This is a genomic window from Kitasatospora sp. NPDC101108, from assembly GCF_055584725.1.
Genome location: NZ_JBVJLM010000024.1, coordinates 58,776 through 72,642 on the forward strand (window position 1 = coordinate 58,776; position 13,867 = coordinate 72,642).

Genomic DNA, 13,867 nt, shown 5'->3' on the forward strand with positions numbered 1-13,867 from the left:
CCGGCCACGCCCTAGTTGACCTGGCGCTCCCGCCCGCTCCAGTACGGCTCGCGCAGCCGGAACTTCTGCAGCTTCCCGGTGGCCGTCCGCGGCAGCGCCTCCCGGAACTCCACCGAGGTCGGCGACTTGTAGCCGGCCAGCCGCTGCTTGCAGTGGGCGATCAACTCCGCCTCGGTGACGGGCGCCTGGTCCTCCCGGAGCACCACCAGCGCCTTGACCGTCTCGCCCCACCTCTCGTGCGGAACGCCGATCACCGCCACCTCGGCCACCGCCGGGTGGCCGTACAGGCAGTCCTCCACCTCGATCGAGGAGACGTTCTCCCCGCCGCTGATGATGACGTCCTTCTTCCGGTCCGAGATGGTCAGTTGGCCGTCGGTGAGGGTGCCGCCGTCGCCGGTGTGGAACCACTCGTCCCGCAGCGCCTCGGCGGTGGCCTCCGGCTGGCGCCAGTAGCCGTCCAGCACGGTGTTGGAGCGCACCAGCACCTCGCCGGTCGCGTCGACCCGCAGCTGGGTGCCCAGCGCCGGGGCGCCGGCCTGCACCAGCTTCTCGGCCCGTTCGGCGGCCGGCAGGGCGTCCCACTCGGCGCGCGAACGGTTGACCGTGACGATCGGGGCGGTCTCGGTCAGGCCGTAGAGCTGCATGAACTCCCAGCCCAGCTGCTCCTCGACCTGCTGCACCACCGAGGTGGGCGGCGGCGCGCCGGCCACGATCATCCGCACCCGGTCCCGGCCGGGCACCGGGCCGTCCCAGTCGGCGGCCGCGTCCAGCACCATCTGCACCACGGCGGGCGCGCCGGACAGCAAGGTCACCCCGTGCCGCTCGACCCGGCGCAGGATCTCCGCGCCGTCCACCTTGCGCAGCACGACGTGCCGGCCGCCGAGCCCGGTGATCGTGAACGGCAGGCCCCAGCCGTTGGCGTGGAACATCGGCAGGGTGTGCAGGTACACGTCCCTGTCGCTCGCGCCGTAGTGCAGGCCCATCAGCGTCGCGTTCAGCCAGGCGTTGCGGTGGGTGACCTGAACGCCCTTGGGGCGGGCGGTGGTTCCGCTGGTGTAGTTGATGGTGGCGGTGTCGTTCTCGGAGACCGCGTACCGGCGGGGCGCGTTGTCGAAGTCGTACAGCAGGGCGTCGCTGTCCGCGCCGAGCACGAACTTGTGCTTGGCCACCACCCCGTCCAGCGCGTCGGCGAGTTCGGGGTCGACCAGCAGGACGGAGGCGCCGCTCTGCTCGACGATGTACGCGACCTCCTCGGCCCGCAGCCGGAAGTTGACCGGCACCAGCACCCGGCCGTACCCGCTCACCCCGAAGAAGGAGGTGAGCAGCCGGGCGGAGTTGTGCGAGACGACCGCGACCCGCTCGCCCGGCCCGATACCGAGCCGGTCCAGCCCGGCGGCCTGGGCCCGGGCGAGTTCGGCGACCCGCCGGTAGCTCAGCTCACCCCAGGATTCGGCCGGCTGCACCGGCTCGTCGACGATGCCGACCCGGTCGCCGTAGACCAGCTCGGCCCGGTCGAGGAAGTCCATGACGGAGAGTGGAATCTGCATGCGCCCACTGTCCTCCCTGGCCGGTCCCCTGCACACCCCCGATCGGGGGTGTCACTCGTCCGCCTGTTCCCCCGGGCCTTCCCGCAGCCCGCTTCCGGCCGCCGCCAGCGCCGCGACCAGCCGGTCCCTGGACTCGGTCTGGGCGGCGATCCGGCGCTCCAGCACCGCCAGCCGTTCCCGGGCGATCTCCAGCACCCGTTCGGACGGCGGCCGGGAGAGGACGTCCCCGTCCAGGCAGCCCAGCAGCGGCCGCAGGTCCTCCAGGGTGAGCCCGGCGGCCACCAGGGCGCGGATGTTGCGCACCCGCACGACCGCCGGCTCCCCGTACTCCCGGTAGCCGTTGGCCGCCCGTTCGGACTCGATCAGCCCGGCCTGCTCGTAGTGCCGCAGCGCCCGGGCCGTGCTGCCCGTCCGCCGTGCCAGTTCACCGATCAGCACCCCTGCCCGCCCCCGTTCCCTCAGCCCACCAGTGCGCCCCCGTCCACCGGCAACACTACGCCGGTCACGAACGAGGCCTGCGGCGAGGCGAGTTGGGTGATCGCCCAGGCCACCTCGGCGGGCCGGCCGATCCGGCCGAGCGGGGTGTGCCGGAGCTGCCAGGCGCGGACCGCCGCGGACTGCTCGGGGCCGTATCCGGCGTGCTCGCCGATCGGGGTGTCGATCGCCCCGGGCGCCACCGCCACCACCCGGATGCCGCGCGGGGCCAGCTCCACCGCCCAGCTGCGGGTGATCGTCTCCAGCGCCGCCTTGCCCGCCGCGTACACCGCGTTGTTCGGCCAGCCGCGCTGCCCCACGGCCGTGCTGACGTTGACCACCACCCCGCGGCTCTCGGCCAGCGCCGGCACCGCGGCCTGTCCGAGCAGCACCGGGGCGACCAGGTTGGTGGCCAGCAGCGTCTCGACGCCCGCCCGCCGGTAGCCGCCGACGGTCTGGCCGCTCTGCACGACGCCGGCGTTGTTGACCAGCACGTCGAGCCGCCCGTACCGCTCCAGGGCCGTCCCGACGATCGTCTCCGGGGCGTCCGGTCCGGTGACGTCCGTGACCAGCGGCTCGATCAGCCCCGGGTACGCGGCCGCCGTCCCCGCCAGCGGCTCGGCCCGCCGGCCGACCGCCACCACCCGGGCCCCCTCGGCCGCGAAGGCGCGCGCGGTCTCCCGCCCGATGCCCGTCCCGGCCCCGGTGACCACCACGACCCGCTGCTCCACCACGTTCTCCTCGTTCATGCGGAGAAGCCTCCGACCCTGCCGCCGGCGTCAGGGTCAAGCCCGGCCCGCAACCGGGCGGCGGCCGCCGCCCGTCCATCAGGGAGATCACCGTGCGCGGTTCAGAACCCAGGGGGAGACCACCGATGACCATCACCGTGACCACCCACCCGACGGCCGAGGGCCTGCTGCTGCGCCCCTTCGAGGACGCCGACGCACCGGCGCTGATCGAGGCCTACCGGGACGAGACGCTGCGCCGCTTCACCCGCGTCCCGGTGACCGACGCCGAGCAGGCCGCGCGCTGGCTGGGCGCCCAGTACGAGGGCCGGGCCGCGGGCACCCGCTACTCCTTCGCCGTCCTGGAAGCCGGTGAACTGGTCGCGAACGTGGCGCTCAAGCGCCCGACCCCGGGCGGGGAGGCGGCCGAGGTGGGCTACTGGACGGCGGCCCCGGCCCGCGGCCGCGGCGTGGCCCCGCGCGCGGTGGAGGCGCTCACCACCTGGGCGTTCGCCGCCCTCGCCGAGGACGGCCTGCGCCGGATCGACCTGCTGCACCAGGTCGACAACCCCGCCTCCTGCCGGGTGGCGGAGAAGAGCGGCTACGTGTTCCAGGAACTGTTGACCGCCCTTCCGCCGGAGTTCCCGCTGGACGGCCACCGGCACTCCCGGAAAGCGCTGGACGTGACCGAACGGCACAGGTGAGAGTGATCGCATGGCTTCTCTGGTACGACACGTGACGATCGACTGCGCCGACCCGCACGCCCTCGCGGCCTTCTGGGCCCAGGCGCTGGACGGCACCCTGGGCGAGGACGACAACCCGGGCGACGGAGAGGCGGTGGTGAACTCCGAGGGCGCCTCGCTGCTCTTCATCCGGGTGCCCGAGGGCAAGTCGGTGAAGAACCGGGTCCACCTCGACCTCCAGCCGCAGGACCGCAGCCGGGACGAGGAGGTGGAGCGCCTGGTCGCCCTGGGCGCCACGGTGGTGGCGGACCTCCGCCGCCCGGACGGCACCGGCTGGGTCACCATGGCCGACCCGGAGGGCAACGAGCTGTGCGTCGAGCGCAGCCGGGCCGAGCGGGTCGCCACCGGCGCCGCCTGAGCCCCGAAGGGCCGTCACACGAGAGGCCGAGCCCCCGGGCCGTCGCCGGGGGACCGGCCGATAATCGACCCTGTCCGACGCCATCGCGTCCACCCCCGGCAACCAGGGCAGGTACCCATGGCCAGAATCGCCGTGATCGGCGCCAACGGCACCATCGGCAGCGCCGTCGTCGCGGAGGCGGTGGCGCGCGGGCACGAGGTCACCGCGGTGGTCCGCGAGCCGGACCGCTACCGGGGCGACGCCGCCTCGGTGGAGCGCGGCGACGTGCTGGACCCGGCCGACGTGGCCCGGGTGGCGGCCGGCCGGGACGTCCTGGTCAGCGCCGTGGGCGGCGGCGACGGCCCGGGCCACCTGGCGCTGATCGAACCCGCCGCCCGCTCGCTGGTCGAGGGCCTGCGCTCGCTCGCCGACGGCGCGCCCCGGCTGATCGCGGTCGGCGGCGCGGGCAGCCTGGAGACCGCGCCGGGGGTGCGGGTCTGGGACGCCCCGGGCCTGCCGCAGCCGATCCTGCAGATCATGCACGCCCACGGCGAGGCGCTGGACTACTACCGGACGGTCTCCGACATCCGCTGGACGGTGCTCAGCCCGGCCGCCGAGATCGGCCCGGGGGAGCGGACCGGCCGCTACCGGACCGGCCTGGAGCAGCTGCTCACCGACGGCGAGGGCCGCAGCTGGATCTCGGTGCCGGACTACGCGGTCGCGCTGGTCGACGAGATCGAGCAGCCCGAGCACATCGGCGAGCGCTTCACCTGCTGTTCGCTCTGACCGCTCGCCGTGGCCGCTCACCGTGGCCGTTCGCGGCCGTTCGCCCTGGCCCTTCGCTCCGGCCGTTCGCCCTGGCCGTTCGCTCCGAACCGGTCAGCCGAGCTGGATCGACCGCTTGGCCAGCCCCATCCAGAACCCGTCGATCACGCTGCGCTGGCTGCCCAGGTCGGCCTCGCCGGCACCGAGGGTGACGAACAGCGGGGCGAAGTGCTCGGTGCGCGGGTGGGCCAGGCGCCCGGCCGGAGCCTTGTGCTCGAAGTCGAGCAGCGCGTCCAGGTCGTGGGCGTCCAGGGCGCGCCTGCCCCAGTCGTCGAACTCGGCCATCACCGAGCTGATCCGGCCGTCCCTGCTGAGCGCCCGCAGGTTGTGGGTGAAGAAGCCGCTGCCGATGATCAGCACGCCCTCGTCCCGCAGCGGTGCGAGCCGGCGGCCGATCTCCAGCAGCCGCTGGGGGTCCAGGGTGGGCATGGAGATCTGCAGCACCGGGATGTCGGCCTCCGGGAACATCTCCACCAGCGGCACGTACGCGCCGTGGTCGAGCCCGCGGTCGGGGATGTCCTGGACGGGCGTGCCGGGGGCGCGCAGCAGTTTGCGCACGCGCTCGGCGAGCTCCGGCGCGCCGGGGGCGGCGTACCGGACCCGGTAGTAGTGCTCGGGGAAGCCCCAGAAGTCGTACACCAGCGGGACGGTGGTGACGGCGCCGACGGCCAGCGGGGCCTCCTCCCAGTGCGCGGACACCATCAGGACGGCCTTGGGGCGCGGCAGCCCGGCGGACCAGGCGGCGAGCTCGCCCGGCCAGATCGGGTCGTCGGCGAGCGGCGGCGCGCCGTGCGACAGGTACAGGGCGGGCATGCGCTCGGGGGCCGCGGCGCTCATGGCGTCCTCCTCGGGGGCGGGTCGGGGGCGGGTCGGGGGCCTGGGGGATCGAGTAGTTCAAATTTGAACCTATGCTTCCGACGGTACACCTTCGTTCGAATTTGAACAACAGGAGTAGGCTTCACCCATGTCCGAACTGAACGAACCCCGCTGGCTCGACCGGGATGAGATGGCCGCCTGGCGGGGCTTCGTCGTCGCGAGCAACCTGCTGAACCGGCGGCTGGAGCGCCAGCTCAAGGAGGACTCCGGCCTCTCCCACCAGCAGTACGAGATCCTGGTCCACCTGTCCGCCGCCCCGGGCGACTCGCTGCGGATGACCGAACTCGCCGACAAGCTGGTCACCTCCAAGAGCGGACTGACCTACCAGGTCACCCAGCTGGAGCGGATGGGCCTGGTCGCCCGCCGCTCCTGCCCCAGCGACGTGCGCGGCGTCATCGCCGAACTCACCGACCAGGGGCGGGAGATGATCCGCCAGGCCGCACCCGGCCACGTCGCCCTGGTGCGCGAGCTGCTGATCGACGTGCTCACCCGCGAACAGCTCGCCGTCCTCGCCGAGGGCCTCGGCGCGGTCAGCGCCCGGCTGCGCCAGGACGAGACTCCTTAGTCCCGGAGGGACGCCGCCCGTTCCCGCAGCAGCTCCCGCTCCCGCTCGTTGCGGGTCAGCTCCGCCGCCCGCTCGAACTCCGCCCGCGCCTCCGCCGTCCGCCCTAGCCGGGCCAGCAGATCACCCCGCACGCTCGGCAGCAGGTGGTAGTCGCGCAGGGCCGGCTCCGCCGCCAGGGCGTCCACCAGCTCCAGGGCCGCGGCCGGGCCCTGGACCATCGAGACGGCCACCGCCCGGTTCAGCGCCACCACCGGGGAGGGCGCGAGCGCCAGCAAGCGCCCGTACAGCGCGGCGATCGTCGCCCAGTCGGTGTCCTCGTACCGCCGCGCCCCGGCATGGCAGGCGGCGATCGCGGCCTGCACGGAGTACGGCCCGGTGCCCGCCCGCCGGAACGCCTCGAAGCCGCGCCGGATCAGCAGCCCGTCCCAGCGTGCCCGGTTCTGCTCGGCCAGCAGCACCGGCCGCCCGTCCGGCCCGGTGCGGGCCGCCGTCCGCGAGGCCTGGAACTCCAGCAGCGCGGCCAGCCCGTGCACCTCCGGCTCGGCGGGCGCCAGCGCGGCCAGCACCCGGGCGAGCCGCAGCGCGTCCTCGCACAGCTGTGGGCGGAGCAGGTCGTCCCCGGCGGTGGCCGAGTAACCCTCGTTGAAGATCAGGTAGATGACCTCCAGCACCGAGGACAGCCGCTGTGCCCGGTCCGCGCCGTACGGCACCTCGAACGGCACCCGCGCCTCGGCCAGGGTGCGCTTCGCCCGGACGATCCGCTGCGCCACCGTCGGCTCCGGGACCAGGAAGGCCCGGGCGATCTCCGCGGTGGTCAGCCCACCGAGCAGCCGCAGGGTGAGTGCGATCCGGGCCCGCGCCGACAGCACCGGGTGGCAGGCGGTGAAGATCAGCCGCAGCAGGTCGTCGTCGATGGACTCCGGCCCGGACGGCTCCACCGGTTCGGACGGCGGTACGTCCTCCAGCGACCGACCCACCTCGGCGAGCTTGCGGGCGTACACCTCCCGGCGGCGCACCAGGTCGATCGCCCGCCGCTTGGCGGTGGTGGTCAGCCAGGCGCCCGGGTTGTCCGGGACGCCGTCGCGCGGCCACTGCTCCAGCGCGGCCACCAGCGCGTCCTGCGCCAGCTCCTCGGCGATCCCGACGTCCCGCACGATCCGGGCGACCGCGGCGATGATCCGGGCGGACTCGATCCGGAACACCGCCTCGACGGCCGCCGATGCATCCCTCTCCGTCACGGCCACCCATCAGAGCAGCCGGCGGGGAGGGAGGCAAACGACGCCACGGCGGTGGTCACCGCGGAGGCTGCGGCATCTCGTCGATCTGCCGGACCTCCGCCTCGACCTGCCAGTGCGCCGGGTGGGTCTGCAGGAAGCGCCGGGTCCACTCCAGCGCCTCCGCCTTGTCCTTGCACTGCAGGATGGCGTAGCCGCCGACGACCTCCTTGGTCTCGGTGAACGGGCCGTCGGTGTAGCCGACCTTCCCGTCGTTCCAGGTCACCCGGGTGCCCTGGGCGGTCGGGGTCAGCCCGGCGGTCTCCAGCATCACCCCGGCCCTGGTGATCTCCTCGAACAGCGCCCCCATCCGCTGCTCGAACCCGGGGTCGGGCTCCCACCCGTCACGGGCGTTCTCGTCGATGCGGACCAGCGTCATGAAGCGCGGCATGGTGACTCCTCGGTCGGATGGGCGGGGCCTCTCCCCGCCGCTCACCCCTGCGTCGATCGGGCCGGCGCCGGATCGACACCCGCCGCGAAGAATTCTTCCGCTTCGAGCTGTTCCGCACCCGGTGGGTGCGCGCCGGGCGCTTCAGCCCGACGCGGTCCGACGCGCGACCTCCGCCGCCCCCGGCGCGCACAGCAGCGCCGTCCGCAGGTCCAGCCGGTCGCGCAGCCGGGCCAGGTTGCGGCCGGTCAGCTCCTCGATCCGGCGGATCCGGTAGTGGACGGTGTTGACGTGGATGTGCAGCGACGCCGCCGTCCGCGCCCAGGAGCCGTCGTGGTCCAGGAACACCGCCAGGGTGCCCAGCAGCGAGACGCCGTTCTCCGCGTCGTGGGCGGTCAGCGGGGCCAGCAGCCGGGCGTGGAAGGCGGCCGTGACCTCGGGCGGGATGCCGCGCAACAGCCCGTCCAGGGAGTCCAGTTCGGTCGCGCTGCCGACCGGCCCGGCCGCGCCCGCGAGCGCGTACCGAGCCTGCACCAGTGCGGCGCGCAGCGCCCGGGGGACGGGCGGCGCGGCCGGGCCGACGCCGATCCGCAGGGTGTGCCGGCCGGTCAGCGCGGCCTGGAGGGCGGGCCGGGCCCGGCGCAGCCGCCCGGCGACCCGGTCGGCGGGCGCGGCCACCAGCGCGGTGCCGGCCCCGGTGCGGTCGGTGCCCGCCGCGTACGGCACGCCCAGCGGGTGCAGCGCCTCGGTCAGCGCGTGCGCCGCCCAGTCGGCCGGCGGCTCCTCGCCGGGCCGGCCGGGCTCGATCCGCGCGGTGACCGCGACCAGTGACCCGGCCTCGCCCAGCCCGCAGGCCGCCAGTGGCTCGGCGAGGCCGCCGTCGTCGGCCAGCGCGTCCAGCAACCTTCCCGCGGCCAGCCGCCGGGCGCCCGCCGCGGCCCGGCTGCGGACGGCGAGCGGGGCGAGTAGCTCGGCCAGGCACTGCAGCGCGGGCTCCACGGCGGGGGCGCAGGGGTGGGCCCGCAGCCGCCAGCCGTCGAACGGCGAGCCGTCCTGGGGGCCGACCGGCAGCCCGGCCCCGCCGCGGCCGGCCCGTCCGGCGGTCGGCGCGGGCGGTGGCCCGCCGGCGAGCGGGCGGCCCCCGGCGGTGCTGATCGAGCAGTCCGGCAGCCCGAGCCGGCCGACCGCGTGGGCCAGCACCTCAGCGGGCCCGGCCCCGGTGCGGACCAGGTCGAGCAGTTCGCTCCGGACGGCCTCCGGGACCGCCGCGGTGTCCCGCGCCCCGGCCCGCAGGTCGCCCCAGAGCCGTAGGTACACCCGATCGGTGACGGCCCGGAAGCTCACTCCGGCGGGCACCGCGAGCAGCGGGATGCCGTGGGTGCGGCAGGCCTCGGCCAGGCCGTCCGGGATGCTGCCGTGGGTTCCCTCGCCGGCCAGCAGGGCGGCCACGCCCGCGCTGCGCAGCGCGGTGGCGAAGCGCAGCGCGCCGGAGTCGTCGGCGGGCTGCCACCAGACCAGACCGGTGAGCACGAGTTCGCCGGACTGGAGGTAGCGCGCCGGGTCCTGGAGGTCGGTGGAGCTGACGCCGGTGACCGGGCGGTCGAGCAGGTCCGGGGTGCCCCAGGCCAGTCGGATGGCCAGGTCGTCGAGGTTCAGCAGGTCGCCGACGATCATCTCTCGCTCGCTCTCCCCCGGGTGTCGCGTTGGTGCGTCGCCTCCCGCTCGACTCGCAGATGAGAGGGCTGGTGGCGCAATCGCATCGTAAATGCCAGTGAGGCAGTCGCGAATCTTCTTGGCGGATCGTCCAGCGCGAGCGCCCGCGGCTGGTGTCCGGAACCAGTCGTCCACCCGATTGCCGGGTTGCTTGCATCCGGTGTGCGGGGCGCGCCGGGCCTTCTCCTCATCCGCGCCCCGTGATGAGGGGCGCGGATGCGAACGAGGCGGCCGACGATTCGTCGCGGCTGGCTCGCGCCGGCGGGGGCCTGGCCGGAACCCGCGTCCCCCGCGCGCAAATCGCTCGCCCGGGGCGGCGTTCCGTGTCAACATGCCCCATATGGGGACGATTCTGCACGGCACCCTGGTCACCCTCCGCCCGGCCACCGCCGACGACATCCCGGCGCTGGTCGCGATCCGCAGCACGCCCGAGGTGTTCGCCCGCTGGCGCGGTCGTGACGACCTGGTCGACGAGGTCGCCGAGGACCTGGAAGCGCCCGACACCGAGACCTTCGCGATCGACCTGGGCGGCCGGGTGGTCGGCGCCGTCCAGTGGTACGCCAACAACGACGACGACTACCGGCACGCCGGAATGGACCTCTACCTGGACCCGTCGGTGCACGGCCTGGGTCTGGGCACCGACGCCGTGCGCACCATGGCCCGGCACCTGGTGCACGACCACCACTACCACCGGCTGGTGATCGACCCGGCCGCGGACAACGCCGCCGCGATCCGCTGCTACACCAAGGTGGGCTTCCGCCCGGTCGGCACCATGCGCCAGTACGAGCGCGGCCTGGACGGCAGTTGGCACGACAACCTGCTGATGGATCTGCTCGCGGACGAACTGTCGGACGGCTGACGGGCGTTCACCGGGCCCTCGGTGCCCGGTGCAAGGGTGTACAGACATCTTGTCAGCCAACCGGTCTGACCTGTACATACACCTCCTCGCCACAGGGGCGATCGAAACTGATCGCCTGCCGTTCTTCCCGAAGTACCGGGCAGTAGCTAGCGTTCCCCCGCCAATCCCCGGCGGCCGGCCACCCCGGCCCGACCGGGCCCCATCGGATTGACGGACCCAGGAGAACGCCCATGCTCTCGCGTCGCACGGCCACCGCCCTCACCTCGGCGGCCGCCGCCGCACTGCTGTTCGGCGGCACCGCGCCGACGGCCTCCGCCGCCACCGCGGCGAGCCCCACCACGCTGTCCGTCTTCGCGTTCAACGTCGACCTCGGGACCGCGATCGTCGACAGCACCCAGAACGAGCAGGCCGCCCGCCGCACCCCGGTGATCGAGCAGATCGTCCGCCGGCACAACGCCGACGTGGTCGTCCTGGACGAGCAGTTCAACAACAGCTCGACCGCCGACATCAACGCCGAACTCGCCGACCTCTACCCGTACCGCACCCCGGTGGTCGGCGGGGTCTGCTCCGGCGGCGGCTGGACCGGCGTCAGCGGCAACTGCTCCAGCTCGCTGTTCGTCATCAACGGCGGCACGATGATCCTCTCCAAGTACCCGATCACCGCCCAGTACGCCCACGTCTTCAGCAACTCCACCTACGGCACCTGGGACTACCACGCCAACAAGGGCGCGGCGCTGGTGCAGGTGAACAAGAACGGCAGCACCGCCTGGGTGGTCGGCACCCACCTGCAGGCCGACGAGTCCGATATCTCCACCGACACCACCCAGTCCACCCGGCTCGGTCAGCTCGCCGAGATCCGCGCCTGGGTCGACGGCATCGTCGGTAGCGGGGCGCCGGTGCTGATCGGCGGCGACCTCAACGTCGAGTACTTCCACGGCCGGAGCCGCGGCGACTACGCCAACGCCCAGAACGCGGTCAACGGCGTGCTCGGCACCCCGGCCACCGACCCGACCCAGACCCGCACCACCATGGACTGCCCGGTCTCCTCCTGGTGCCAGTACATGGCGGGCGTCGAGACCTTCCCGACCGACTACCGGGACGACCTCGACTACATCGGCTACCTCAACGCCCCGGGCCGTCCGGTGCCGACCTCGATGTCCAACGTGAAGATCGACTTCGACCCGCAGGCCGGCTGGACGCCGGGCCGGCCGGACACCGCAGCGCCCAGCGACCACTACCCGGTCGAGGCCGTCTTCCAGCTGAACTGACCGGCCGCGCAGGGCCGTTGCTCAGCGCGTAGCAGCGGCCGGGCAGCCGCAGGAGCGCCGCACCACCAGCTTGGCCGGGAAGGTTCGGGCCCCGGCGGCGCGGCGCTCGGGCCCGCCGAGCACGAGGTCCAGCGCGGCCCGGGCCATCTCGTCCTGCGCGGCGGTCACGGTGGTCAGCGCCGGTCCGGCGATCACCGCCTCGGCGATGTCGTCGAAACCGGCCACCGCGAGCTCCTCCGGCACCCGGATGCCCAGGTCGTCGGCGGCCCGCAGCAGGCCGATCGCCTGGTCGTCCGTCGCGCAGAAGACGGCGGACGGCCGGTCCGGCCGGCTGAGCAGGGCGAGCGCCTCGGCGTGCGCCCGGACCCGGTCGAAGGGCGCCGGGGTGAGCCGCCCCTCGGTGGACAGCCCGGCCTCGGCCAGCGCCTCGGCCCAGCCGGCCGTCCGACCGGTGACCGGGTCGAGCGGGCTGAGCGCCAGGGTGCCGCCGAAGCAGTGCACCTCCGCGTGGCCGTGGCCGAGCAGGTGGCGGACCACCTCGCGGGCGCCGCCCTCGTCGTCCGCCACCACGGCCACGCCGTCGGTGCTCTCGGCACGGTGGTGCAGCAGGACGACCGGGGTGCCGTCGGCCGAGTCGAAGCCGGTCAGCCCGGGGGTGGCCGGGTCCTGGGTGACCAGGATCAGGCCGTCCACCTGCATCCCGAGGAAGGCCCGGATGTAGTGGGCCTCGCGCTCGTCGGCGTAGTCGGAGTTGCCGATCAACAGCAGTCGGCCGTGCTCGGTCGCGGCCTGCTCCACGGCGTGCGCCAGCCCGGCGAAGAAGGGCTGGCGGGCGTCCGGCACGACCATCCCGAGCAGGTTGGTCCGCCGCCGCGCCATCGCCTGGGCGACCCGGTTGGGCCGGTAGCCGAGCTCCTCCACGGCCGCGAGGACCTTGGCCCGGGTGGCCGCCGCCACCGGCCGCGGTCCGTCGTTGATCACATAACTCACGACCGCTGTGGACGTCCCCGCCAACCGCGCCACATCGTCCCGTGTCACCCTCGCCATGACCAGTGAGCCTACACAGCCCCTCCGACCAGCGTGTTTTCCGCGTCCGGGGGGAGTCCCGATCGGCCCGCCCCGGTTGCGGGGCCGGCGTCGGCGTCCCGAGGCTGGCAGGACGGGCGGCAGCGGATGCCGCCGCCGACCGTGGGAGCGGGTCGATGAGCACGCCACCGCAGCGCCGGGCGCCGCAGCAGCGCCGGACGGTCCGTCCGCCGCGCCCGACGGCCCGCGCCCGGGTCCGGATCCACGCGCGGGCGCGTGCCACCACGGTGAGCGCCGTCCGGCGGACCGTCCGGCCCTGGCGGGCGTACGCCGTGGTGGTGGTGATCGTGCTGCTGGTGGCCGCCGGGCTGCTGCTCTACTTCGACGAGCGCTCCAGCCGCGGCCACGCCCAGGTGGCGGGCACCACCGCGTCCGGCCCGGACCACCTGGAGGTCGACGTGGTGCTCCAGCGGGTGGACGCGGCCGCGCAGACGGTCACCGCGAAGGTCGTGGTGCAGCCGCACGGCACCCTCGAACTGGCGGACAACCCGCTGGTGCCGTCCGGGGACGTGGTGATGGAGACCACCTCGCTGGAGCAGACCACCCTCAAGTACCCGGCCGGCCAGCAGATCGGCTCCAGCACGGTGACCTTCAGCCTGTTCGACGGCCGGGTCTCGGACTACCCCTTCGACCACTACAACGCGATCATCGGCTTCCGGGCCACCGTCGGCGGGCGCTCCGTCCCCCTGGTGATCGGGCTGGAGGAGGGCGACCCCTTCTTCGCCTTCCGGCAGACCGGGAAGCCGGCCGAGGGCGACGGCGTCGCCGTCACCGAGCGGATCAGCCGCTCCCGCAGCACCTTCATCCTGGCCTGGTTCATGATGGCGGCGATGTGGGCGCTGGCCCTGGCGGTGCTGCTGGCCGCCCGGCTGATCGTGCGCCAGCGGCGCGGGATCATCTGGCCCGCGCTGAGCTGGATGGCCGCGACCCTGTTCGCCCTGGTCGGCATGCGCAACGCCGCCCCCGGCAACCCGCCGATCGGCACGCTGCTGGACTACGCGGCCTTCTTCTGGGCGGAGCTGCTGGTCGCGGTCGGACTGACCATGGTCGTGGTCCGCGGCGCCCACGTCGAGGGCGCGCACGGCCCGCGTTCGTAGCCGTCGGCACCCGGGGGCCGCATCCCCGACCTCACGGGACAGAACAGACCTCACGCGACAGAACAGATCTCACGGGACAGAACGGACAGG

15 protein-coding genes are annotated in these 13,867 nt (G+C 74.1%); 7 read left to right on the forward strand and 8 right to left on the reverse strand.

The annotated features are described in order from the left end of the window. Window positions 1–11 precede the first annotated feature (11 nt). The 3 genes from ACZ6Z8_RS33320 to ACZ6Z8_RS33330 are packed head-to-tail and all read right to left on the reverse strand — an operon-like array spanning window position 12 to window position 2,770. Window positions 12–1,547 carry an AMP-binding protein gene (locus ACZ6Z8_RS33320; RefSeq protein ID WP_465613768.1) on the reverse strand — a complete coding sequence of 512 codons (1,536 nt, stop codon included), beginning with the start codon at window positions 1,545–1,547 and terminating at the stop codon, window positions 12–14. A gap of 51 nt (window positions 1,548–1,598) precedes the next feature. Then, window positions 1,599–1,985 (reverse strand): MerR family transcriptional regulator, encoded by a 387-nt coding sequence (locus tag ACZ6Z8_RS33325; RefSeq protein ID WP_465613769.1) that lies wholly within the window; start codon window positions 1,983–1,985, stop codon window positions 1,599–1,601. Window positions 1,986–2,005: 20 nt separating this feature from the next. After that, window positions 2,006–2,770, reverse strand: a complete 765-nt coding sequence (locus ACZ6Z8_RS33330) for an SDR family NAD(P)-dependent oxidoreductase (protein WP_465613770.1) — start codon at window positions 2,768–2,770, stop codon at window positions 2,006–2,008. A gap of 125 nt (window positions 2,771–2,895) precedes the next feature. Between ACZ6Z8_RS33330 and ACZ6Z8_RS33335 the strand changes: the two genes are divergently transcribed. From ACZ6Z8_RS33335 to ACZ6Z8_RS33345, 3 genes are all read left to right on the forward strand, one after another. Beyond that, the gene (locus ACZ6Z8_RS33335; RefSeq protein WP_465613771.1) at window positions 2,896–3,450 is read left to right on the forward strand and encodes a GNAT family N-acetyltransferase; all 555 of its coding nucleotides are present in this window, start codon (window positions 2,896–2,898) and stop codon (window positions 3,448–3,450) included. Between the two features lie 10 nt (window positions 3,451–3,460). Next, complete coding sequence (locus ACZ6Z8_RS33340) at window positions 3,461–3,847, forward strand: VOC family protein (RefSeq protein ID WP_465613772.1); 387 nt, start codon at window positions 3,461–3,463, stop codon at window positions 3,845–3,847. 117 nt (window positions 3,848–3,964) lie between these two features. After that, on the forward strand, window positions 3,965–4,612 hold the full coding sequence (locus tag ACZ6Z8_RS33345) for an NAD(P)-dependent oxidoreductase (protein WP_465613773.1): 648 nt from the start codon (window positions 3,965–3,967) through the stop codon (window positions 4,610–4,612). A gap of 93 nt (window positions 4,613–4,705) precedes the next feature. On the opposite strand, the gene ACZ6Z8_RS33350 is transcribed toward ACZ6Z8_RS33345, so the two are convergent. After that, on the reverse strand, window positions 4,706–5,488 hold the full coding sequence (locus tag ACZ6Z8_RS33350) for a dioxygenase family protein (protein ID WP_465613774.1): 783 nt from the start codon (window positions 5,486–5,488) through the stop codon (window positions 4,706–4,708). Window positions 5,489–5,624: 136 nt separating this feature from the next. On the opposite strand from ACZ6Z8_RS33350, the gene ACZ6Z8_RS33355 reads away from it, so the two are divergent. After that, the gene (locus tag ACZ6Z8_RS33355) at window positions 5,625–6,092 is read left to right on the forward strand and encodes a MarR family winged helix-turn-helix transcriptional regulator (protein WP_465613815.1); all 468 of its coding nucleotides are present in this window, start codon (window positions 5,625–5,627) and stop codon (window positions 6,090–6,092) included. On the opposite strand, the gene ACZ6Z8_RS33360 is transcribed toward ACZ6Z8_RS33355, so the two are convergent. The 3 genes from ACZ6Z8_RS33360 to ACZ6Z8_RS33370 all read right to left on the reverse strand — a co-directional run bounded on the left by ACZ6Z8_RS33360 (window position 6,089) and on the right by ACZ6Z8_RS33370 (window position 9,428). After that, a complete protein-coding gene (locus tag ACZ6Z8_RS33360; protein ID WP_465613775.1) occupies window positions 6,089–7,330 on the reverse strand; it encodes an RNA polymerase sigma factor in 1,242 nt (413 codons plus the stop codon). The genes ACZ6Z8_RS33355 and ACZ6Z8_RS33360 overlap by 4 nt on opposite strands. A 55-nt stretch (window positions 7,331–7,385) precedes the next feature. Then, the gene (locus tag ACZ6Z8_RS33365) at window positions 7,386–7,757 is read right to left on the reverse strand and encodes a YciI family protein (protein ID WP_465613776.1); all 372 of its coding nucleotides are present in this window, start codon (window positions 7,755–7,757) and stop codon (window positions 7,386–7,388) included. A 141-nt stretch (window positions 7,758–7,898) separates the two neighbouring features. Next, a complete protein-coding gene (locus ACZ6Z8_RS33370; protein WP_465613777.1) occupies window positions 7,899–9,428 on the reverse strand; it encodes a PucR family transcriptional regulator in 1,530 nt (509 codons plus the stop codon). Between the two features lie 379 nt (window positions 9,429–9,807). Here ACZ6Z8_RS33370 and ACZ6Z8_RS33375 point away from each other — a divergent pair, with 379 nt between their 5' ends. Together ACZ6Z8_RS33375 and ACZ6Z8_RS33380 are read left to right on the forward strand one after the other, a co-directional pair. Then, window positions 9,808–10,326, forward strand: coding sequence for a GNAT family N-acetyltransferase (locus tag ACZ6Z8_RS33375; protein ID WP_465613778.1), 519 nt, complete (start codon window positions 9,808–9,810; stop codon window positions 10,324–10,326). A gap of 230 nt (window positions 10,327–10,556) precedes the next feature. Then, complete coding sequence (locus ACZ6Z8_RS33380; protein ID WP_465613779.1) at window positions 10,557–11,594, forward strand: sphingomyelin phosphodiesterase; 1,038 nt, start codon at window positions 10,557–10,559, stop codon at window positions 11,592–11,594. A 21-nt stretch (window positions 11,595–11,615) separates the two neighbouring features. On the opposite strand, the gene ACZ6Z8_RS33385 is transcribed toward ACZ6Z8_RS33380, so the two are convergent. Beyond that, window positions 11,616–12,641 (reverse strand): LacI family DNA-binding transcriptional regulator, encoded by a 1,026-nt coding sequence (locus ACZ6Z8_RS33385; RefSeq protein ID WP_465613780.1) that lies wholly within the window; start codon window positions 12,639–12,641, stop codon window positions 11,616–11,618. Between the two features lie 155 nt (window positions 12,642–12,796). Here ACZ6Z8_RS33385 and ACZ6Z8_RS33390 point away from each other — a divergent pair, with 155 nt between their 5' ends. Continuing rightward, window positions 12,797–13,777, forward strand: a complete 981-nt coding sequence (locus ACZ6Z8_RS33390; protein ID WP_465613781.1) for a DUF4436 family protein — start codon at window positions 12,797–12,799, stop codon at window positions 13,775–13,777. Window positions 13,778–13,867: the final 90 nt, after the last annotated feature.

Bases quoted from the DNA above. Each gene is read 5' to 3' on its own strand.
- ACZ6Z8_RS33320 (WP_465613768.1), bottom strand. From the start codon at position 1,547: ATGCAGATTCCACTCTCCGTCATGGACTTCCTCGACCGGGCCGAGCTG.
- ACZ6Z8_RS33330 (WP_465613770.1), bottom strand. From the start codon at position 2,770: ATGAACGAGGAGAACGTGGTGGAGCAGCGGGTCGTGGTGGTCACCGGG.
- ACZ6Z8_RS33335 (WP_465613771.1), top strand. From the start codon at position 2,896: ATGACCATCACCGTGACCACCCACCCGACGGCCGAGGGCCTGCTGCTG.
- ACZ6Z8_RS33340 (WP_465613772.1), top strand. From the start codon at position 3,461: ATGGCTTCTCTGGTACGACACGTGACGATCGACTGCGCCGACCCGCAC.
- ACZ6Z8_RS33345 (WP_465613773.1), top strand. From the start codon at position 3,965: ATGGCCAGAATCGCCGTGATCGGCGCCAACGGCACCATCGGCAGCGCC.
- ACZ6Z8_RS33350 (WP_465613774.1), bottom strand. From the start codon at position 5,488: ATGAGCGCCGCGGCCCCCGAGCGCATGCCCGCCCTGTACCTGTCGCAC.
- ACZ6Z8_RS33365 (WP_465613776.1), bottom strand. From the start codon at position 7,757: ATGCCGCGCTTCATGACGCTGGTCCGCATCGACGAGAACGCCCGTGAC.
- ACZ6Z8_RS33370 (WP_465613777.1), bottom strand. From the start codon at position 9,428: ATGATCGTCGGCGACCTGCTGAACCTCGACGACCTGGCCATCCGACTG.
- ACZ6Z8_RS33375 (WP_465613778.1), top strand. From the start codon at position 9,808: ATGGGGACGATTCTGCACGGCACCCTGGTCACCCTCCGCCCGGCCACC.
- ACZ6Z8_RS33380 (WP_465613779.1), top strand. From the start codon at position 10,557: ATGCTCTCGCGTCGCACGGCCACCGCCCTCACCTCGGCGGCCGCCGCC.
- ACZ6Z8_RS33385 (WP_465613780.1), bottom strand. From the start codon at position 12,641: ATGGCGAGGGTGACACGGGACGATGTGGCGCGGTTGGCGGGGACGTCC.
- ACZ6Z8_RS33390 (WP_465613781.1), top strand. From the start codon at position 12,797: ATGAGCACGCCACCGCAGCGCCGGGCGCCGCAGCAGCGCCGGACGGTC.